Annotated in this window: 14 protein-coding genes and 1 pseudogene; 5 read left to right on the top strand and 10 right to left on the bottom strand. The window is 61.1% G+C overall.

Annotated features, from left to right (window positions below; translation table 11 throughout):
* Window positions 1-305: 305 nt before the first annotated feature.
* Together ACM6J5_RS04895 and ACM6J5_RS04900 are read right to left on the bottom strand one after the other, a co-directional pair.
* Complete coding sequence (locus tag ACM6J5_RS04895) at window positions 306-881, bottom strand: ANTAR domain-containing response regulator (protein ID WP_150671837.1); 576 nt, start codon at window positions 879-881, stop codon at window positions 306-308.
* A gap of 15 nt (window positions 882-896) precedes the next feature.
* Window positions 897-2,108 carry a CmpA/NrtA family ABC transporter substrate-binding protein gene (locus tag ACM6J5_RS04900; RefSeq protein WP_414927928.1) on the bottom strand — a complete coding sequence of 404 codons (1,212 nt, stop codon included), beginning with the start codon at window positions 2,106-2,108 and terminating at the stop codon, window positions 897-899.
* Window positions 2,109-2,336: 228 nt separating this feature from the next.
* Here ACM6J5_RS04900 and ACM6J5_RS04905 point away from each other — a divergent pair, with 228 nt between their 5' ends.
* Window positions 2,337-3,356 (top strand): quinone-dependent dihydroorotate dehydrogenase, encoded by a 1,020-nt coding sequence (locus ACM6J5_RS04905; RefSeq protein ID WP_095945159.1) that lies wholly within the window; start codon window positions 2,337-2,339, stop codon window positions 3,354-3,356.
* 247 nt (window positions 3,357-3,603) lie between these two features.
* Here ACM6J5_RS04905 and rmf read toward each other — a convergent pair whose 3' ends face one another.
* The gene (rmf, locus tag ACM6J5_RS04910; protein ID WP_003223300.1) at window positions 3,604-3,819 is read right to left on the bottom strand and encodes a ribosome modulation factor; all 216 of its coding nucleotides are present in this window, start codon (window positions 3,817-3,819) and stop codon (window positions 3,604-3,606) included.
* 530 nt (window positions 3,820-4,349) lie between these two features.
* Here rmf and rlmKL point away from each other — a divergent pair.
* Together rlmKL and ACM6J5_RS04920 are read left to right on the top strand one after the other, a co-directional pair.
* Complete coding sequence (rlmKL, locus tag ACM6J5_RS04915) at window positions 4,350-6,620, top strand: bifunctional 23S rRNA (guanine(2069)-N(7))-methyltransferase RlmK/23S rRNA (guanine(2445)-N(2))-methyltransferase RlmL (RefSeq protein WP_414927929.1); 2,271 nt, start codon at window positions 4,350-4,352, stop codon at window positions 6,618-6,620.
* A 204-nt stretch (window positions 6,621-6,824) separates the two neighbouring features.
* Window positions 6,825-9,224 (top strand): GGDEF domain-containing protein, encoded by a 2,400-nt coding sequence (locus tag ACM6J5_RS04920; RefSeq protein WP_150671832.1) that lies wholly within the window; start codon window positions 6,825-6,827, stop codon window positions 9,222-9,224.
* A 135-nt stretch (window positions 9,225-9,359) separates the two neighbouring features.
* Here ACM6J5_RS04920 and dacB read toward each other — a convergent pair whose 3' ends face one another.
* Window positions 9,360-10,820 (bottom strand): D-alanyl-D-alanine carboxypeptidase/D-alanyl-D-alanine-endopeptidase, encoded by a 1,461-nt coding sequence (gene dacB / locus ACM6J5_RS04925; RefSeq protein WP_095943264.1) that lies wholly within the window; start codon window positions 10,818-10,820, stop codon window positions 9,360-9,362.
* A 234-nt stretch (window positions 10,821-11,054) separates the two neighbouring features.
* Here dacB and ACM6J5_RS04930 point away from each other — a divergent pair, with 234 nt between their 5' ends.
* Window positions 11,055-11,399, top strand: a complete 345-nt coding sequence (locus ACM6J5_RS04930; RefSeq protein ID WP_007971486.1) for a YggL family protein — start codon at window positions 11,055-11,057, stop codon at window positions 11,397-11,399.
* A 49-nt stretch (window positions 11,400-11,448) separates the two neighbouring features.
* Here ACM6J5_RS04930 and ACM6J5_RS04935 read toward each other — a convergent pair.
* Window positions 11,449-11,526: pseudogene (locus ACM6J5_RS04935) on the bottom strand (outer membrane lipoprotein carrier protein LolA); the annotation flags it as partial.
* Window positions 11,510-12,724, bottom strand: a complete 1,215-nt coding sequence (locus ACM6J5_RS04940; RefSeq protein ID WP_414927930.1) for a benzoate/H(+) symporter BenE family transporter — start codon at window positions 12,722-12,724, stop codon at window positions 11,510-11,512. The pseudogene ACM6J5_RS04935 and the gene ACM6J5_RS04940, both read right to left, overlap by 17 nt.
* Window positions 12,725-12,986: 262 nt before the next feature.
* Here ACM6J5_RS04940 and ACM6J5_RS04945 point away from each other — a divergent pair, with 262 nt between their 5' ends.
* Complete coding sequence (locus tag ACM6J5_RS04945; protein WP_095943266.1) at window positions 12,987-13,751, top strand: GntR family transcriptional regulator; 765 nt, start codon at window positions 12,987-12,989, stop codon at window positions 13,749-13,751.
* 171 nt (window positions 13,752-13,922) lie between these two features.
* Here ACM6J5_RS04945 and guaD read toward each other — a convergent pair whose 3' ends face one another.
* The 4 genes from guaD to xdhA all read right to left on the bottom strand — a co-directional run bounded on the left by guaD (window position 13,923) and on the right by xdhA (window position 20,070).
* Complete coding sequence (gene guaD / locus ACM6J5_RS04950; RefSeq protein ID WP_095943267.1) at window positions 13,923-15,227, bottom strand: guanine deaminase; 1,305 nt, start codon at window positions 15,225-15,227, stop codon at window positions 13,923-13,925.
* A gap of 8 nt (window positions 15,228-15,235) precedes the next feature.
* Window positions 15,236-16,078: a xanthine dehydrogenase accessory protein XdhC gene (gene xdhC / locus ACM6J5_RS04955; protein ID WP_414927931.1), complete on the bottom strand. Its 843-nt coding sequence runs from the start codon at window positions 16,076-16,078 to the stop codon at window positions 15,236-15,238.
* A 145-nt stretch (window positions 16,079-16,223) separates the two neighbouring features.
* Entirely contained in the window at window positions 16,224-18,623 is a 2,400-nt protein-coding gene (gene xdhB, locus ACM6J5_RS04960) for a xanthine dehydrogenase molybdopterin binding subunit (RefSeq protein ID WP_414927932.1), read from the bottom strand.
* On the bottom strand, window positions 18,616-20,070 hold the full coding sequence (gene xdhA, locus ACM6J5_RS04965; protein ID WP_414927933.1) for a xanthine dehydrogenase small subunit: 1,455 nt from the start codon (window positions 20,068-20,070) through the stop codon (window positions 18,616-18,618). The genes xdhB and xdhA overlap by 8 nt, the downstream gene beginning before the upstream one ends.
* Window positions 20,071-20,195 lie beyond the last annotated feature (125 nt).

A 20,195-nucleotide genomic window follows, 5' to 3' on the forward strand; every position in this document is an offset into this window, starting at 1 on the left:
TCATGAGCTTGCAGGTGGGGCGCCGATACGGCCGCACCACCGACCCCGTGCTGTGGGGCCAAAACGAAAAAACGCCGCCACCCGATCCGCCAAGGGCAAATGAGGTGAGCGACGTCTTTGTCGTAGGTGGGGCAACCGCCGTTGGTTACCTGTGGTGATTACTTAGCGAGATCTGTGCCAACACTCGAAATCGAGTCGCCGCCATTCGCGAGCAGGCTCGCTCCCACAAGGGAATGGCGTCGAACACAAATCACCTGTGGGAGCGAGCCTGCTCGCGATGGCGCCCGGACAGGCGCTACAGGACTTCAGCCGAGCAACTCGCTCATGGCAATGATCTGCTCCGCCACCTGTATCAGCTTCTGCTGGCGGCTCATCGCTTGGCGGCGCATCAGCGTGTAGGCCTCTTCCTCGTTGCAGTCCTTCATTTTCATCAGCAGCCCCTTGGCCAGTTCGATGCGCTTGCGCTCGGCCAATTGCTGGTCACGGGCATGCAACTGGGCACGCAGGGCCTGGTCGCTCTCGAAGCGTGCCATGGCCACATCGAGAATCGGCTGCAGGCGTTGTGCGTGAATGCCTTCGACGATGTAGGCGCTGACCCCGGACTTGATCGCCTGGCGCATCACATCGGGGTCGTGTTCGTCCGTGAACATCACAATCGGTCGTGGCTGGTCGCGCGTCACCAGCACCACTTGTTCCATCACATCGCGACCCGGTGACTCGGTATCGATCAGAATCACATCCGGACGCACCGTTTCGACGCGTTCGGGCAGGTCGATGGTCAGGCCGGATTCATCGATCACTTCGAATCCGGCCTCGGTCAGGGCGGCCTTCAAGCGTCCGACTTTCCTGGCGGTGTCGTTGATCAGCAGGATACGCAGCATGTTCGTGGTCTCCTGTCAGCGGCTGGCGGATCGGTGCGAGCTGTCGCTCATGGCGTGCAGTTTGAAACTGCGGGCGTAACCGGCCGGGTCCGAGCCGTCCCAGATCTTGCCGTCGATCAATTGGCTGCTGCGCATTTCCCCGGCTGATGAAGCGACGCCGACGGCACGAGCGGCTTCACGGTAGAGGTCCAGTTGCTGGACCTGCCGGGCCACCGCGAGATAGTCCGGATCATCGCGCAACAAGCCCCAGCGGCGGAACTGGGTCATGAACCACATGCCGTCGGACAGGTACGGCAGGTTGACCTCGCCATCCCCATGCAAGCGCAGCGCGTGCGGGTCTTGCCAGCGGTGGCCAAGGCCGTCGGCGTACTCGCCCAGCAAGCGTGGTTCGATGCAGTCCAGTGGTGCGTCAAGGTACTGCGCGGCACTGAGCAATTGTGCGGTACTGCGGCGATTCTCGGTGCTTTCTTCGATGAAGCGGCTGGCTTCCAGAACCGCCATCACCAGTACCCGCGCGGTATTGGGGTATTGCTCGACGAACGCACGGGTGCAGCCGAGGACCTTTTCCGGATGATCGGGCCAGATGTTCTGCGTAGTGGCCAGGGTAAAGCCGAGATCCTGCTGTACGGCGCTGGCGGACCAGGGTTCGCCGACGCAAAACCCGTCGATTCGTCCAGCCCGCAGGTGCGCGACCATCTGCGGCGGCGGCACCACCACGCTGTCGACATCCAGCAGCGGGTGTATGCCTTGGCTGGCGAGCCAGTAATACAGCCACATGGCGTGGGTGCCGGTGGGAAACGTCTGGGCGAAGGTGAGTTTTGAGCGAGTTTGGTGCACGTGCCGATCCAGTGCTTCAGGACTGGTCACTCCAAGCGCTTGCAAACCGCGGGACAGGTTGATGCTCTGGCCGTTCTGATTCAGGCCCATCAACACGGCCATGTCGGTCGCGGCCACGCCGCCTATGCCCAGGTGAACGGCGTAAATCAGGCCATAGAGGCTGTGGGCGGCGTCGAGTTCGCCGCTGACCAGTTTGTCCCGCAGGTTGGCCCAGGACGACTGACGCTTGAGGTTCAGGGTCAATCCGTGGGGCTGGGCGAAGCCCTGGGTGGCGGCGACAACCACCGAGGCGCAGTCGCTCAGGGCCATGAAGCCGAGATTGATTTCGGTTTTCTCCGGGGCATCGCTGCCATTGACCCAGGCCAGAGGGCCGGCTGACGGTTCGTTCATCGCGTGTTCACCTTGCAAAAAAAACGTCGTCCCGAGTTCTTGCATGAGCAGGCCGGGGACGACGCCATTGTCTTTGCACCCATTCCGTCGTTGGCATGGGTGTTGGTGCCCAGAGTGGTGCAAGGCATATGCCATTAACCGCTGATTTGATCACGCGCCTCGCTTGCCACCCCGTTGCCCGGCTATAATCGCCGCCTCAATTCGCCGCCAATCGAGTCAAATCCGCCCATGTACACCCTGGCCCGTCAGCTGTTGTTCAAACTCTCCCCGGAAACCTCCCACGATCTGTCCCTGGACCTGATCGGCGCGGGCGGGCGTCTTGGGCTCAACGGCTTGCTGTGCAAGGCCCCGGCGAAGCTGCCGGTGAATGTCATGGGCCTGGACTTTCCGAATCCGGTGGGGCTGGCCGCGGGCCTGGACAAGAACGGCGCGGCCATCGACGGTTTCGCCCAGCTGGGTTTCGGTTTTGTCGAAATCGGTACCATTACGCCGCGTCCGCAGCCGGGCAATCCGAAGCCACGTTTGTTCCGCTTGCCGGAAGCCGAGGCGATCATCAACCGCATGGGCTTCAACAACCTCGGCGTCGATCACCTGCTGGCCCGCGTGGCGGCGGCCAAGTACAAAGGCGTGCTGGGCATCAACATCGGCAAGAACTTCGATACGCCGGTCGAGCGTGCCGTGGACGACTACCTGATCTGCCTGGACAAGGTCTACGCCCACGCCAGCTATGTGACAGTCAACGTCAGTTCGCCGAACACACCGGGCCTGCGCAGCCTGCAATTCGGTGACTCGCTCAAGCAGTTGCTGGCCGATCTGGCCGAACGCCGCGCGGAACTGGCATTGCGTCATGGCAAACATGTACCGCTGGCGATCAAGATTGCGCCGGACATGAACGACGAAGAAACCGCACAAGTTGCGCAAGCGCTGATCGAAACCGGGATGGATGCCGTCATCGCCACCAACACCACCCTGAGCCGCGTAGGCGTCGAAGGCATGGAGCATGGCGAAGAAGCCGGCGGTCTGTCCGGTGCGCCGGTTCGTGACAAGAGCACCCACACCGTGCAAGTGCTGGCGTCGGAGCTGGGCGGGCGTTTGCCGATCATTGCGGCGGGCGGCATTACCGAAGGCAAGCACGCGGCAGAGAAAATCGCCGCAGGCGCGAGCCTGGTGCAGATCTACTCGGGCTTCATCTACAAAGGCCCGGCGCTGATTCGCGAGTCGGTAGACGCCATCGCAGCGCTACGCTGATCCCCTGTAGGAGCGAGCTTGCTCGCGATGGTCGGTAACGATGACGCGTGATTTCTGGATGCACGCGGTGTTCTCGGGTCCATCGCGAGCAAGCTCGCTCCTACAGGGGATTGTTTGGACCAACGAGCAGGCATAAAAAAGGGCTCCATAAAGGAGCCCCTGGGCCGGAGCCCGCCGTCCGGATGGGACGTGCGTGGTTAATTCAGTACAAGTTCAGATTGTCGTGTCGGAGTGTTGTGCCCTGTAATTAGCCGACGGCGTGAAGTTCGTTGAGTCTGTGGATTCCCGCAGTGCCGGTCATACCGTCCCAGTTGTCGCCGCGTCCTTCTCGCCAGCCGTTGATCCAGGCTTGACGTACCGACGGTAGAGTAAATGGGCAAAGCTCACGGGATTTACCACCAACGCCATATTGATATCCGCGCAAAAATGCTCTTTCCAACGGATCACGCTTAAGTCTTCTCATAGGGTGTTGCCCTCACTTGTTGACTGTATTTATCGCGTCGACCTCTATTGAGGTCTGGCAGAAAAACTCTGCCGTTGGGGGCTCGTTGCCGGCGTGACGAGCCAAGGTGTTGGCGTCATTGCGGCGCCAACCTGTATTGAGTTCTAACCAATGCGTCACATCGAGGGAATGATCGTTTTGTCATAAGGACGTAACCATTAATGTGCTAACGCCATAAGTAACAGAGCGTTTGTAGCGTATTTATTGACCAAACCCCGGTATGATCGGCCCTGCGCTGGATGATGGGCTTAATCCTTTAGTGAGAATGGCTCCCGTTGCCGGGATGCACTATTCGACGAAGGGTCGACTTATGACATTTTGTTGCATCAACTTTTTTATCTGTCCTTGCATCTAAGCTCATTTAACCCGGGCAGCAGGGGTGGAGCGGCACACCTTCGTGCCACGCGGGCGCTCTTCGAGAAAAGCGCCTGATTGAAAACCGGACCGGCAATGCGTTGCCCGGTCACTCAGCTAAAGGTTCTGGAATTCCCATGTCCGATCGTTTCGAACTCTTCCTCACTTGCCCAAAAGGCCTTGAAGGCCTGCTCATCGAGGAAGCCGTCGGGCTTGGCCTTGAGGAAGCGCGGGAGCACACCTCCGCCGTGCGCGGCATGGCTACCATGGAAACCGCTTATCGCCTGTGCCTGTGGTCGCGCCTGGCCAACCGCGTGCTGCTGGTGCTCAAGCGCTTTCCGATGAAGGACGCCGAAGACCTGTACCACGGCGTGCTGGACATCGAGTGGCAAGACCACATGCTCAATGACGGCACCCTGGCCGTCGAATTCAGCGGCCATGGCTCGGGTATCGACAACACCCACTTCGGCGCGCTGAAGGTCAAGGACGCCATCGTCGACAAACTGCGCACCCCGCAAGGCGACCGTCCGTCCATCGACAAGCTCAACCCGGACCTGCGCATTCACCTGCGCCTGGATCGCGGCGAAGCCATTCTGTCCCTGGACCTGTCGGGCCACAGCCTGCACCAGCGCGGCTATCGCCTGCAGCAAGGTGCGGCGCCGCTCAAGGAAAACCTCGCGGCCGCCATCCTGATCCGTTCCGGCTGGCCACGAATCGCGGCCGAAGGCGGCGCACTGGCTGACCCGATGTGCGGTGTCGGCACCTTCCTGGTGGAAGCGGCGATGATCGCCGCCGACATCGCGCCGAACCTGCGCCGCGAGCAGTGGGGCTTCACCGCCTGGCTCGGTCACGTCCCGGCGCTGTGGAAAAAACTCCACGAAGAAGCGTCCGAGCGCGCCGCTGCCGGCCTGGCCAAGACTCCGTTGTGGATCCGCGGCTACGAAGCCGATCCACGGCTGATTCAACCGGGTCGCAATAACGTTGAGCGCGCCGGCCTGAGCGAGTGGATCAAGATCTACCAGGGCGAAGTCGCGACTTTCGAACCGCGCCCGGACCAGAACCAGAAAGGCCTGGTCATCTGCAACCCTCCGTACGGCGAGCGTCTGGGCGATGAGGCGAGCCTGCTCTACCTCTACCAGAACCTCGGCGAGCGCCTGCGTCAGGCCTGCCTGAACTGGGAAGCGGCGGTGTTCACCGGCGCGCCGGACCTGGGCAAGCGCATGGGTATCCGCAGCCACAAGCAGTATTCGTTCTGGAACGGTGCCTTGCCGTGCAAGCTGCTGCTGATCAAGGTGCTGCCGGACCAGTTCGTCACCGGCGAGCGTCGTACTCCGGAACAGCGTCAGGTCGAGCGCGAGCAAGCCGCCTACGATCAGACACCGAATGAACCGCAGGAACGCAAGTTCAACAAAAACGGTAATCCGATCAAACCGACGCCGACACCGGCTCCGGTGGTCGAGCAGCCGCGCCTGAGCGAAGGCGGGCAGATGTTCGCCAACCGCCTGCAAAAGAACCTCAAGGCCCTGGGCAAGTGGGTCAAGCGTGAAGGCATCGACTGCTACCGCGTGTACGATGCCGACATGCCGGAATATTCCATGGCCATCGACCTGTATCACGATTGGGTCCACGTGCAGGAATACGCTGCGCCGAAATCCATCGATCCGGAAAAGGCCTCGGGTCGTATGTTCGATGCCCTGGCGGCGATTCCGCAGGCGTTGAACATCGACAAGGGCCGCGTGGTGGTAAAACGTCGTGAGCGCCAGAGCGGCACCAGGCAGTACGAGCGCCAGGCGGCACAGGGCAAGTTCGTCGAGGTCAATGAAGGCGGGATCAAGCTGCTGGTGAATCTCACCGACTACCTCGACACCGGTCTGTTCCTCGACCACCGGCCGATGCGCATGCGTATCCAGAAAGAGGCGGCCGGCAAACGCTTCCTCAACCTGTTCTGCTACACCGCGACGGCCAGTGTGCATGCGGCCAAGGGCGGTGCGCGCAGCACCACCAGTGTCGACCTGTCGAAAACCTACCTGGACTGGGCTCGGCGCAACCTGTCGCTGAACGGTTTTTCCGACAAGAACCGCCTGGAGCAAGGTGATGTGATGGCCTGGCTTGAAGCCAGTCGTGACGAGTACGACCTGATCTTCATCGACCCGCCGACGTTCTCCAACTCCAAGCGCATGGAAGGTGTCTTCGACGTGCAGCGCGACCAGGTGCAACTGATCGACCTGGCCATGGCGCGGTTGGCGCCCGGCGGCGTGTTGTACTTCTCCAACAACTTCCGCAAGTTCGAACTGGAAGCCAATCTCGGCGAGCGCTATGCGGTCGAGGAGATCACCGCCCAGACCATCGATCCGGACTTTGCCCGCAACACCAAGATCCATCGCGCCTGGAAAGTCACGGCTCGCTAAATAGTTGTGCTGACTCACTGTAGGAGCGAGCCTGCTCGCGATGAACCCGAAAGCGCCGCGTGTATTCAGAAAGCATGCGTTATCGTTATCGACCATCGCGAGCAGAGCTCGCTCCTACAGTGCTGGTCAAATTAGTGGCTAATAGCTATAACTCAACTCAGGGCCAAAGGGCTTTCCCGCACCTGGCGTTTTGAGTTGTGTTTTATGTCGTTGCACGCCATGCGCCCAAAGATCCTGGGGTTTATCAGCGAAGATGCCTCGGCCTGGCTGGTCGCACTGCTGGTATTGCTGATCGGCGGGGTGCTCACCGGGTTGCTGGCGTGGTCGACGCTGAATCTGTTTCACCATCAATTGCGGCAACGCTTCCAACTGCTGGTCAGTGAGCGTTACAGCCGTATCGAAGAGCGTTTCGAAGATCAGGAGCAGCGCCTCGACGGCCTGCGCCGTTTTTTCGCCAATTCCGATTCGGTGTCCCGAGCGGAATTCGACGGCTACACCCAACCTTTACTGCTGCGGACCCAGGCGTATTCCTACGCCCAGCGGGTCACCCGTGACGAGCGTTCGGCGTTCGAGCGCCGAGTGCGTGACGAAGGTTTGAGCAGTTTCACCCTGAGAGAACTCAACGCGGACGGCCAATTGCAACTGGCCGGAGAACGAGATGAGTACGTGGCGGTGCTGTACAGCCAGACCCAAAGCAAACTCGGTTCTCCTCTCGGTTACGACTTGCTGGCCCAGCCGCTGCGGCGTGCCACGCTCGATCGGGCCGATCGGCATGGCGGCATGGCGGTGTCGCAACCGATGCATCTGGTGAGTATCGAGCCGGCTTATGCGCGTGGTGTGCTGCTGGTCGCACCGGTCACGCAGCACAACAGTCAAGACCACAAGGCCGTGAAGCCCTACGGTTATGTCATGGCCGTGATCAGCATGCGCCAGTTGCTGGCGGACGGACTGCCGGACGCCAGCCATGACTATCTCTCGGTGCGCATCCTCGATTTGTCTACCGATGACCAGCACGAAGTGCTGTTTGAGTCACCCAACCCGCCGGCCATCGGCGAGCTGTCCACCACGCGCCTGTTGCGCATGGCCGACCACGACTATCAAGTCGATATCCAGCCCAGCGACGCGTTCGTGCAGGCCAACCATTCCTCCGTGACCAGTGTGGTGGTGTTGGGTGGATTGCTCAGCGTGATGCTCAGTGCCTTGCTGTATGTGTTGGTCAGTCAGCGGCAGCGGGCGTTGAAACTGGTGGAGCAACGCACTCGGGAGCTGCGCGATCGAGAGCAGGAGTTGCGTGGCACCCATGGCCAGTTGCGTGGCGTGCTGAATGCCGCCACCCAGGTCGCGATCATTGCCACCGACCTGCGCGGGGTCATCAGCACCTTCAACGCCGGTGCCGAGCAGATGCTTGGCTATACCAGTGCCGAAGTGGTGGGGCATATGACCCTGGAGAACCTGCACCTGCCCCGGGAACTGGTCGCTCGCTCGGCAGAGTTGAGCACCCGCTATGGCAAACCGGTGCCGACCTGCCAGGCGATGCTGGTCGAAGGCGACACGGAGGGCGACCACGAGGCGCGGGAGTGGACGCTGGTACGCGGCGATGGCAGCCATCTGATGGTCAACATGCTCGCCACGCCGGTGCTCGACGAACAAGGCCTGTGGGTCGGGCACCTGGCGGTGTGCATCGACATCACCGAACGCAAGCGGGTCCACGAGGCACTCGCGGCGCGGGACCTGTTGTTGAAAAAGCTCAGCGCCCACGTGCCTGGTGGCATCTACCAGTTCAAGATGGAGTTCGACGGACGCTTCAGTGTGATCTACGCCAGCGACGGCATTCGCGAGATCTACGAGCTCGAACCTGACGTGCTGCTACTCAATGCCGAAGCGATCTTCACCCGGATTCATCCCCAGGACACCACCCGTGTCCGCGCCTCGATCCGAGCCTCGGCCGACACCCTCAGCCCCTGGCGCGAGGAATACCGCGTGCAACTGCCGCAACGGGGTCTGCGTTGGGTGCGTGGCGAGGCCACGCCGGAGGAACTGCCCGGTGGCGGTGTGCTCTGGCACGGCTACATCTCGGACATTTCCGATATGAAGCGGGTGGAAGAAGAATTGCGCGCGCTGTCGGTCACCGATTCGCTGACCGGTATCCACAACCGCCGTTATTTCCAGGAACGCCTGACCATCGAAATGGCCCGGGTGGAGCGTGGCGGTGGGAATCTGTCGGTGATCATGCTCGATATCGACCATTTCAAGCGCATCAATGACCTGCATGGCCATGCCATCGGTGATCGGGTGTTGCAGGCCGTGTGCCAACGGATCGGCCACCGGTTGCGGCGCACCGATGTGTTCTGCCGCCTGGGCGGAGAGGAGTTCATGGTGCTGTGCCCGGATATCAGCGGCGAACAGGCCTATATGTTGGCCCGGCAATTGTGGCAAGGCTTGCGCAGTTCACCCATTGAAGGAGTCGGTACGGTCACCGCCAGTTTCGGGATTGCCGGTTGGCGGGTCGGGGAGGGCGCCGATGCCTTGCTGTTGCGCGCGGATTCGGGGGTTTACGCGGCGAAGCAGGCGGGAAGGGATCGGGTTGAGGGGGAGATGAGCTAAAGGTTGCATGTAATCCATGTAGGAGCGAGCCTGCTCGCGAAAGCGGAGTGTCAGTCACCATCAGTGTTGACTGGGCTGACGCTATCGCGAGCAGGCTCGCTCCTACAGGGGATTTACTGTGTTCTTTAGATCCGGTTACAACACCGAAGCCGTCTGCGGCAGTTTCGGTTGGCGGTACAGGTCCAGCAGCACCTGATCGAGCACCGATGAGGCGCCGAACGGGGCCTTGTCGTTGAGGATCGCCACCACCGCCCAGGTGTTGCCGTTGACGTCGCGACTGAAACCGGCAATCGCCCGCACGGTGTTCAGGGTGCCGGTCTTGACGTGGGCTTCACCGCGCATGGCAGTGGTCTTCAGGCGTTTGCGCATGGTGCCGTCGGTGCCGGCAATCGGCATCGAGCTGATGTATTCGGCGGAATACGGGCTGTGCCAGGCCGCTTCGAGCATCGAAGCCATTTCCCGGGCGCTGACACGCTCGGCACGGGACAGGCCGGAGCCATTCTCCATCACCAGATGCGGCGCGGTGATGCCCTTTTTCGCCAGCCACTGACGCACCACACGCTGGGCGGCCTTGGCGTCGTCACCATCGGCATCGGTGCGGAAGCGTTGGCCGAGGCTCAGGAACAACTGCTGGGCCATGGTGTTGTTACTGTACTTGTTGATGTCGCGGATGATTTCCGCCAGGTCCGGCGAGAACGCCCGGGCCAGGACCTTGGCGTCTTTCGGTGTAGGCGCCAGCACATCCTTGCCCTGAATGCTGCCACCCAGTTCCTTCCAGATCGCGCGGACGGCACCGGCGGTGTAGGTCGCGTGATCGAGCAGCGACAGATAAGTCTGCGAGCTGCAGCCTTCACCCAGCTGACCGCCGACCGTCACGGTCATGCTGCCGTCGGCCTGTGCCACCGGGTTGTAGCGCACGCCACCGGTGCATTGCCTGGAATTGAGGGCCTTGACCTGGTTGTCGATGCGGATGCTCGCAATTGGCGGCTCCACCGAGACCAGTACCTTGCCCGAGTCATTACGTGCGACGAAGCGCAGCGCCTTGAGGTTGACCAGCAGCGAGTCGGGTTTGACCAGGAACGGCTTGTTCTCGTCGTTGCCGTCGTCATTGAATTCCGGCAGTTGCGGTTGCACGAAGAAGGTTTTATCCAGCACCAGGTCGCCGGTGACCTGGGTCACGCCGTTGGCACGCAAGTCGCGCATCAGCAGCCAGAGTTTTTCCATGTTCAGCTTCGGATCGCCGCCGCCCTTGAGGTAGAGGTTGCCGTTGAGGATGCCGCCGCTCAAGGTGCCGTCGGTGTAGAACTCGGTTTTCCACTGGTGGTTCGGACCGAGCATTTCCAGCGCCGCGTAGGTGGTGACCAGTTTCATGGTCGACGCCGGGTTGACCGACACGTCGGCGTTGAACACCGTCGGGGTGCCGGGACCGGTGAGCGGGATCATCACCAGCGACAGGGCGTTGTCCTGCAACTTGCTGGCTTTCAGGGCTTTTTCAACGTTGGGCGACAACGCGGTATTGATGGGAGCGGCGCAAACGGGAAGGGCCAGGGGGAGAAGAAAACCGGCCAACAGCAATGGACGCAAAGATTTGATCATCTGAAATAAAACCCTACAGCCGAGGGGAAATAAGGTGAGGGCATGGAGATAAATTCCCTCAATGGTCATGAAAGTGTCGGCATTATGCCCCAAGGTGCCACCGCTTGGGCCGTGCGTGGGCATTCAGATCGGCTATTTTTTTACCGACGGTAGGCGTGGTGGCCCAGAGAGTCAGGCAATCGGCGGCTTAAACTGCTAAAGTGCCGCCCGTTATTACTTAAGAGGATTGTTCCAATGGCGACTAACCGTTCCCAGCGTCTGCGCAAAAAACTGTGCGTCGATGAATTTCAAGAGCTGGGTTTCGAACTGAACCTGGATTTCAAAGAAGATTTGGCTGATGAGGCCATTGATGCTTTCCTCGACGCGTTCCTCAAAGAAGCCATGGAAGCCAACGGTCTGGGTTATGTTGGCGGCGACGACTACGGTCTGGTTTGCCTGCAGAAGCGTGGCTCGGTCAGCGCTGAACAGCGCGCTGCCGTTGAAGCCTGGCTCAAAGGCCGCACCGAGCTGACCAGCGTTGAAGTCAGCCCGCTGCTGGACGTCTGGTACCCGGAAAAGCCGATCAATCCGGTAGCTTGATGTTCTAAAAAAACGGCGACCCGAGGGTCGCCGTTTTTTTTCTTTTTTTTGTAGGAGCGAGCTTGCTCGCGATGAACCTGAGAGCACCGCGGGGTGTCATGTTCCCAGCGTTATCGTTGACGACCATCGCGAGCAGGCTCGCTCCCACAGTTCAGAATCACCAGGGTCGCCACCCCCGCAACAATCCCCCAGAACGCCGAACCGATGGAAAACAGCGTCAGCCCCGACGCCGTGACCATGAAGGTGATCAGCGCCGCCTCACGTTCTTTCACTTCGCTCATGGCGATGCTCAAACCGTTGATGATCGAGCCGAACAGCGCCAGCGCCGCAATCGACAGCACCAGTTCCTTGGGCAGCGCGGCAAACAATGCCGCGAGCGTCGCGCCGAACACGCTGGCAATCCCATAGAAAATCCCGCACCAGACCGCCGCGGTGTAACGCTTGTTGCGATCCTCATGGGCGTGCGGTCCGGTACAGATCGCTGCGCTGATCGCCGCCAGGTTGATCCCGTGCGAGCCGAACGGCGCCAGCAGCAAACTGGCGATGCCGGTAGTGGTGATCAGCGGCGAGGCGGGCACCGTGTAGCCATCGGCGCGCAATACGGCGATGCCGGGCATGTTTTGTGAGGTCATGGCGACGACAAACAGCGGGATGCCGATGCTGATGGTCGCGGCCAGGGAGAAGTGTGGCGTGGTCCAGACCGGCGTGGCCACTTCCAGGTGGAAACCGCTGAAGTCCAGCAGCCCCATGAAGCCTGACAATGTCGTGCCGATCAGCAATGCCGCCAGCACCGCATAGCGCGGCGACAGGCGCTTGACCAGCAGATAAGTGACGAACATCCCCAGTACCAGGGCGGTGCGGTGTTGCGCCGCGACGAAAATCTCGCTGCCGATCTTGAACAGGATCCCCGCCAACAGGGCGGCGGCCAGGGATGCCGGGATTTTTTTCACCAGCCGCTCGAAGCTGCCGGTCAGCCCGCAAATCGTCACCAGCACCGCGCAGGTAATATAGGCACCAATGGCTTCTCCGTAGCTCACGCCGCCCAGGCTGGTGATCAGCAGCGCGGCGCCGGGGGTCGACCAGGCAATGGTGATCGGCGTGCGATAGCGCAGGGACAGGCCGATGGAGCACACCGCCATGCCGATCGAGATGGCCCAGATCCACGAAGAAATCTGCCCGCTGCTCAGGCCCGCGGCTTGCCCGGCCTGGAACATCAGCACCAGGGAGCTGGTGTAGCCGGTCATCATGGCGATGAACCCGGCGACGATGGCCGAGGGCGAGGTGTCGGCCAGCGGGCGGATTTGCGTGTGGGTGGCGTCGTTCATGACGATGGCGTTCCTTTTACAGATGAAGATGTCCGCAGCAACACTCAACCCAGTGGTTACAAAGGCGGATTCTGCGAACAAGCCTAAACTCAAAAGTAATCAGGCGTTGCAATACAGCCGAGGCAACATTCAGCCGTACAGTCGTGTTGCCACCTTCCATTGTGTACAATTGCAGTGTTTTTTACGCGATACTTGCCAGCGACCCACTGTGCCGTATTACAGTCGCGGTCAATTCGCCGCAGTTCTTCCGACTCGAGTGCCCATGAACGAACAGTTGCAACCCCTAAAGAAACAACCGCGCGCAGGCAAAGCCGGCCGCAGCGGTACCCAGGACGATATTGTCTACGCGCATATCTTCGAGGCCATCCTCGAGCAGCGTCTGGCGCCCGGCACCAAGTTGAGCGAAGAAGCGCTGGGGGAAATTTTCGGGGTCAGCCGCACCATCATTCGCCGCGCCTTGTCGCGCCTGGCCCATGAAGGCGTGGTGTTGCTGCGTCCGAATCGCGGCGCCGTGGTCGCAAGCCCAAGCGTCGAAGAGGCCCGTCAGGTGTTCATGGCCCGTCGTCTGGTGGAGCGTGCGATCACCGAACTGGCCGTTCAACACGCAACCGCCGAGCAGATTGCCGAATTGCGCCAGATGGTCAACGACGAACGTGACAGCTTCTCCCGTGGCGATCGTGGTGCCGGTATCCGCCTGTCGGGTGAATTCCACCTGAAACTGGCCGAAGCTGCGAAAAACGCCCCGCTGATCAGCTTCCAGCGCAGCCTGGTGTCCCAGACGTCGCTGATCATCGCCCAGTACGAAAGCGGCAACCGTTCCCATTGCTCCTACGACGAGCACACCCAGTTGATCGACGCCATCGAGAAGCGCGACTGCGAGCTGGCGGTCAACCTGATGATGCATCACATGGATCACATCGACAGCAAGCTCAATCTCGACGAAGAAAGTGCTTCGGATGATCTGCATGCGGTGTTCTCGCATTTGCTGCAGACCAAGAAGCCTGGGCGCTCGCCGGCGAAAATCTAACACCGCCCCTGTAGGAGCGAGCCTGCTCGCGATGGTCGTTAACGATTACGCGTAAAGCCTGGCACCCCGTGGCGCCCTCAGGTTCATCGCGAGCAGGCTCGCTCCTACAAAGGGCATAAAAAATCCCCCGGATCTGACGATTGCGGGGGATTTTTTTATGCCTGAGGAAATTTAGCGCTGATGCACCAGATTCCCCGCCGCATAGGTCTGCTGCACCGTCCGGTCATCCCCCAGGGTCATCAACACAAACAACGTCTCGGCAATGTTGTTGGCCTGCTTCAGGCGATAGCCCAGCAGCGGCGTGGCGTTGTAGTCCAGCACCAGGAAGTCGGCGTCCGTGCCCGGTTGCAGGGTGCCGATCTTGTCCTCAAGGCGCAGTGCGCGGGCGCCGCCGAGGGTGGCCAGGTACAGCGACTTGAACGGGCTCAGGCGCGCACCTTGCAGCTGCATGACCTTGTAGGCTTCGTTGAGGGTTTGCAGCAGTGAGAAACTGGTGCCGCCGCCCACGTCGGTACCGATGCCGACATTCAGGTTGTGCTTCTCGGCCATCGGCAGGTTGAACAGGCCGCTGCCGAGGAAGAAGTTCGAGGTCGGGCAGAACGAGATGGCCGAACCGGTTTGCGCCAGTCGCGCGCACTCGTCATCGCACAGGTGCACACCGTGGGCGAACACTGAGCGCTCGCCGAGCAACTGGTAGTGGTCGTAGACGTCCAGGTAACCCTTGCGCTCCGGGAACAGCGCCTTGACCCACTCGATTTCCTTGAGGTTTTCGCTGATGTGGGTCTGCATGTACAGATCCGGGTATTCCGTCAGCAATTGGCCGGCCAGAGTCAGCTGTTCCGGGGTGCTGGTCGGTGCGAAGCGTGGAGTGACCGCGTAGTGCAGGCGACCCTTGCCGTGCCAGCGCTCGATCAATGCCTTGCTTTCGACGTAGCTGGATTCGGCGGTGTCGGTCAGGTAGTCCGGGGCGTTGCGGTCCATCATCACCTTGCCGGCGATCATCCGCAGGTCGAGCTGCTCGGCCGCTTCGAAGAACGAGTTCACCGATTGTGGGTGCACACTGCCGAATACCAGCGCCGTGGTGGTGCCGTTGCGCAGCAGTTCCTTGATGAAAATGTCCGCGACCTGGTCGGCGTGGGCCTTGTCGGCGAACTGGCTTTCACACGGGAAGGTGTAGGTGTTGAGCCAGTCCAGCAATTGCTCGCCATAGGCGCCGACCATGCCGGTTTGCGGCAAATGGATGTGGGTGTCGATGAAGCCGGGGGTGATCAGTGCATCCTGATAGTGGGTGATCTCGATGTCGGCCGGCAGGGTCGGCAGCAGTTCGCTGGCGTGGCCCAGGGCACTGATCTGGCCGTTTTCCACAACCAGCAAGCCGTCTTCGAAATACTCGTAGGAGGCTTCGATGCCCACGACGGCTGGGTCGGCGATGCTGTGCAGGATGGCGGCGCGGTAGGCTTTGCGAGTCAGAGGCATGAGGATTCTCAATGGGAGGCTTGGCTGCGGCGTGACGCAGGCAGCAGTTTGGCAATCGATCCGGCGCTGGCGGTGTGCTGACCGAAGTTCGCGTTATAGGTGGCGATGATTTCGCCGGCGATGGAGATGGCGATTTCCACAGGCAACTTGCCTTTGACTTCGCCGATGCCCATCGGGCAGCGCATGCGTTGCACGACGCTGTTGTCGAAACCGCGGTCGCGCAGGCGATGTTCGAACTTCACCCGTTTGGTCTTCGAACCGATCAGGCCGAAGTAAGCAAAGTCGTTGCGCTTGAGGATCGCAGCGGTCAGTTCGAGGTCGAGTTGATGGTTGTGGGTCATCACGATGCAGTAACTGCCAGCGGGCAGGTCGTCGATTTCGTCTACCGGTTCTTCGCTGACGATCTTGCGTACGCCATGGGGGACCTGCTCGGGGAATTCATCTTCGCGCGAGTCGATCCAGCGCACCCGGCAGGGCAGGCTGGCCAGCAGTGGCACCAGGGCGCGGCCGACGTGGCCGGCACCGAACACGGCGATCTGCGCCTGCACCTGGCCCATCGGTTCGAACAACAATACCGTGGCGCCACCGCAGCATTGGCCAAGGCTGGCACCGAGGCTGAAACGCTCCAGATGGGTGTCCTGCTTGCCGCTGGCGAGCATCTCGCGGGCGATCTTCATGGCCTTGTATTCCAGGTGCCCGCCACCGATGGTGTCGAAGCTCTGGTTCGCGCTGATGACCATCTTCGAGCCAGCGTTGCGCGGCGTCGAGCCGAGCTCTTCGATGATGGTCACCAGCACGCAGGGCTCACCGCGGTTTTGCAGGTCGGCGAGGGCGTCGATCCAGTTATACATAAACACCTCAACATCTCTGTTGTCTGTTCCGGCCTCTTCGCGAGCAGGCTCGCTCCCACATTTTGATCTCTGTCATACACAAAATTTGTGCCCGCTGGAGATCCATTGTGGGAGCGAGCCTGCTCGCGAAGGCCGCACCTCGGTCTTAGAGCGAAGCCAACTCGGTCTCAGCCTCGACAGCTTTCGCCGCCTTCAGCTGACGCATCTGCTCACAGCCCCACAACACTCGCTCCGGGGTCGCCGGGGCGTCGATTTTCGGTTGATGTTTGTAGTCGCCCAGGCTCGCCACGGCGTCCTTGATCGCACACCACGAGGCGATGCCGAGCATGAACGGCGGCTCGCCCACGGCCTTGGAATGGAACACCGTGTCTTCCGGGTTCTTGCGGTTCTCCACCAGCTTGACCCGCAGGTCCAGCGGCACGTCCGCCACGGCCGGGATCTTGTAGCTGGCCGGGCCGTTGGTCATCAGCTTGCCCTTGTTGTTCCACACCAGTTCTTCCATGGTCAGCCAGCCCATGCCCTGGATGAAACCGCCCTCGACCTGACCGATGTCGATGGCCGGGTTCAACGAGGCGCCGACGTCGTGGAGGATGTCGGTGCGCAGCATCTTGTATTCGCCGGTCAGGGTGTCGACCAGCACTTCGCAGCACGCCGCGCCAAAGGCGAAGTAGTAGAACGGACGGCCGCGCGCCTGGCTGCGGTCGTAATAAATTTTCGGGGTCTTGTAGAAGCCTGTGCTCGACAGCGACACCTGGGCGAAGTACGCCTGCTGGATCAGCGCTTCGAAGGTCAGGATGTGATCGCGGATTCGCACGTGGCCGTTGTGGAATTCCACGTCTTCTTCGCTGACCTTGTACTGGCGAGCCGCGAATTCCACCAGGCGTTGCTTGATGGTTTCGGCGGCGTTCTGCGCGGCCTTGCCGTTCAGGTCGGCACCGCTGGAAGCGGCGGTTGGCGAGGTGTTCGGTACTTTGTCGGTGTTGGTCGCGGTGATCTGCACGCGGTCCATTTCCACCTGGAACACTTCGGCCACGACCTGCGCGACTTTGGTGTTCAGGCCCTGGCCCATTTCGGTGCCACCGTGGTTCAAGTGGATGCTGCCGTCGGTGTAGACGTGCACCAGCGCGCCGGCCTGGTTGAGGAAGCTGGCGGTGAAGGATATACCGAATTTCACCGGGGTCAGCGCCAGGCCTTTTTTCAGGATCGGGCTGTTGGCGTTGTAGCGACGGATCGCTTCGCGACGCTCGGCGTACTGGCTGCTTTCTTCCAGTTCCGCTGTCATCTCTTCGAGCATGTTGTGCTCGACGGTCTGGTAGTAGTGGGTGACGTTGCGCTCGGTCTTGCCGTAGTAGTTGGCCTTGCGCACGGCCAGCGGATCAAGGGCCAGATGGCGAGAGATGGCGTCCATCACTTCTTCGATGGCGACCATGCCTTGCGGGCCGCCGAAACCACGGTAGGCGGTGTTCGACGCGGTGTTGGTCTTGCAGCGGTGACCGTTGATGGTCGCATCGCCCAGGTAGTACGAGTTGTCCGAGTGGAACATCGCGCGGTCGACGATCGACGCCGACAGGTCAGGCGAGCACCCGCAGTTGCCAGCCAGTTCCAGATTGATGCCGTGCAGGCGGCCGGTGCTGTCGAAGCCCACGTCGTACTCGACATAGAACGGGTGACGCTTGCCGGTCATCAGCATGTCTTCGACCCGTGGCAGACGCATCTTGGTCGGCTGGCCGGTGAGGTGCGCGATCACTGCGCACAGGCACGCCGGGCTGGCTGCCTGGGTTTCCTTGCCGCCAAAACCGCCGCCCATGCGACGCATGTCGACGACGATCTTGTTCATCGACACGTCCAGCACTTCGGCCACCAGCTTCTGCACTTCGGTGGGGTTCTGCGTGGAACAGTAGACGATCATGCCGCCGTCTTCGGTCGGCATCACCGAAGAGATCTGGGTTTCCAGGTAGAAGTGTTCCTGGCCGCCGATGTGCAGCGTGCCCTGGATGCGATGTTCGGCGGTGGCCAGCGCCGTGGCCGAATCGCCGCGCTGATGGGTGTGGCTGTCGAGGACGAAGTGGCGCTTGCGCAGGGCTTCGACCACGTCCAGCACAGGTTCCAGGTCTTCGTATTCGATGATCGCGGCCATGGCCGCCTTGCGCGCGGTTTCCAGGTCTTTCGCCGCCACGGCGATCACCGGTTGACCGACGAACTGCACGGTATCGATGGCCAGCAGCGGATCGCCCGGCAGCAACGGACCGATGTCTTTCAGGCCCGGCACGTCTTCGTGGGTGATGGCGATACGCACGCCTTCGAAGGCGTAGCAGGGCGAGGTGTCGATGCTGATGATCCGCGCGTGGGCACGGTCGGACATGCGCGCATAAACGTGCAACTGGTTCGGAAACTCCAGGCGATCGTCGATGTATTGCGCTTCACCGGCCACATGCTTGGCGGCGCTGTCGTGCTTGACGCTGCGGCCGACACCGGTGGTCAGGTCCTTGGCAAACAGTTCAGCCAATTCGGCTTGGGTCTTCTCTACGGCGTGATGATTAGACATAAGCGGTCACCCGAGTCTCGATGTGCGGTGTTTGCAGTTCGATGAAGTATTTGCGCAGCAGGTTCTGCGCGCTGAGCAGGCGATATTCCTTGCTGGCGCGGAAGTCCGAGAGCGGCGTGAAATCTTCGCCCAGGGCGGCGCAGGCGCGTTCAACGGTAGCGTTGTTGAATGGCGCACCGAGCAGCGCGGCTTCGCAGGCGGCGGCGCGTTTCGGGATAGCCGCCATGCCACCAAAGGCGACGCGGGCTTCGGCCACCACACCGTTTTCCAGGCGAATGTTGAAGGCCGCGCACACCGCCGAAATGTCGTCGTCCAGACGCTTGGAGATCTTGTAGGCACGGAACAGTTTTTCGGCGCTGGCGCGGGGCACGATGATCTTCTCGATGAACTCGCTTTCCTGGCGCGCCGTGACGCGGTAATCGATGAAGTAGTCTTCCAGCGCCAGGGTGCGGCGGGTTTCGCCTTTGCACAGCACGATCTGCGCGCCGAGGGCGATCAGCAGGGGCGGCGAGTCACCAATCGGCGAGGCGTTGCCGATGTTGCCGCCAAGGGTGCCCTGGTTGCGGATCTGCAAGGAGGCGAAGCGGTGCAGCAATTCACCGAAGTCCGGGTACTCGGCGTTCAAGGCTTCGTAGCAATCGGACAGGGCCGTGGCGGCGCCGATTTCCAGACGGTCGTCAAAACGGTCGATGCGCTTCATTTCGGCGACGTTGCCGACGTAGATCATCACCGGCAGGGTGCGGTGGAACTGCGTGACTTCCAGTGCCAGGTCGGTACCGCCAGCCAGCAGGCGGGCCTGTGGATAAGCGTCGTAGAGATCGGCCAGGTCGGCCACGGTCAGCGGCACCAGGCAGCGTTTGTCGCCGCTGTTGAGTTCGCCGATATCGGTCGGGGCAATGGCTTTGAGGCGCGCGATGGTGTCGGCTTCACGAGTGTCGAACTGGTCCGGCTGCTTGGCGCAGCAGGATTGCTCGGCGGCTTCCAGGATCGGCCGGTAGCCGGTGCAACGGCAGAGGTTGCCGGCCAGTGCTTCGTGGGCCTTGGCATGATCCGGTGCATCACTGTTCTTTTGCAGGGCAAACAGCGACATCACGAAGCCGGGGGTGCAGAAACCGCATTGTGAGCCGTGGCACTCGACCATGGCTTTCTGCACGCTGTGCAGTTCACCCTTGTGCTTGAGGTCTTCAACGCTGATCAGTTGTTTGCCGTGCAGGGACGACACGAAGGTCAGGCACGAGTTGAGGCTGCGATAGCGAATGTGTTCGCGGCCGTCATCATCGGTCTGCAATTCGCCGACCACCACGGTGCAGGCGCCACAGTCACCGCTGGCGCAGCCTTCTTTGGTGCCGGGTTTGCCCACATGGTCGCGCAGATAATTGAGCACGGTCAGGTTCGGGTCCAGGGCGTGCTCGCTACGGAGTTCCTGGTTTAGTAAAAACTGGATCACGGAAGGCCTCGCAGACTCATTATTGTTGTTAACCGATAGGAACTGAATTTAGCAGGTCTGACTTTTCGGTCAATGATTTTCTGACTTAAAGGTCAGGAAATTGCAATTTGTCGATTAACCACCTG

The sequence above is a fragment of the Pseudomonas sp. IT-P74 genome (assembly GCF_949768175.1).
GTDB lineage: Bacteria > Pseudomonadota > Gammaproteobacteria > Pseudomonadales > Pseudomonadaceae > Aquipseudomonas.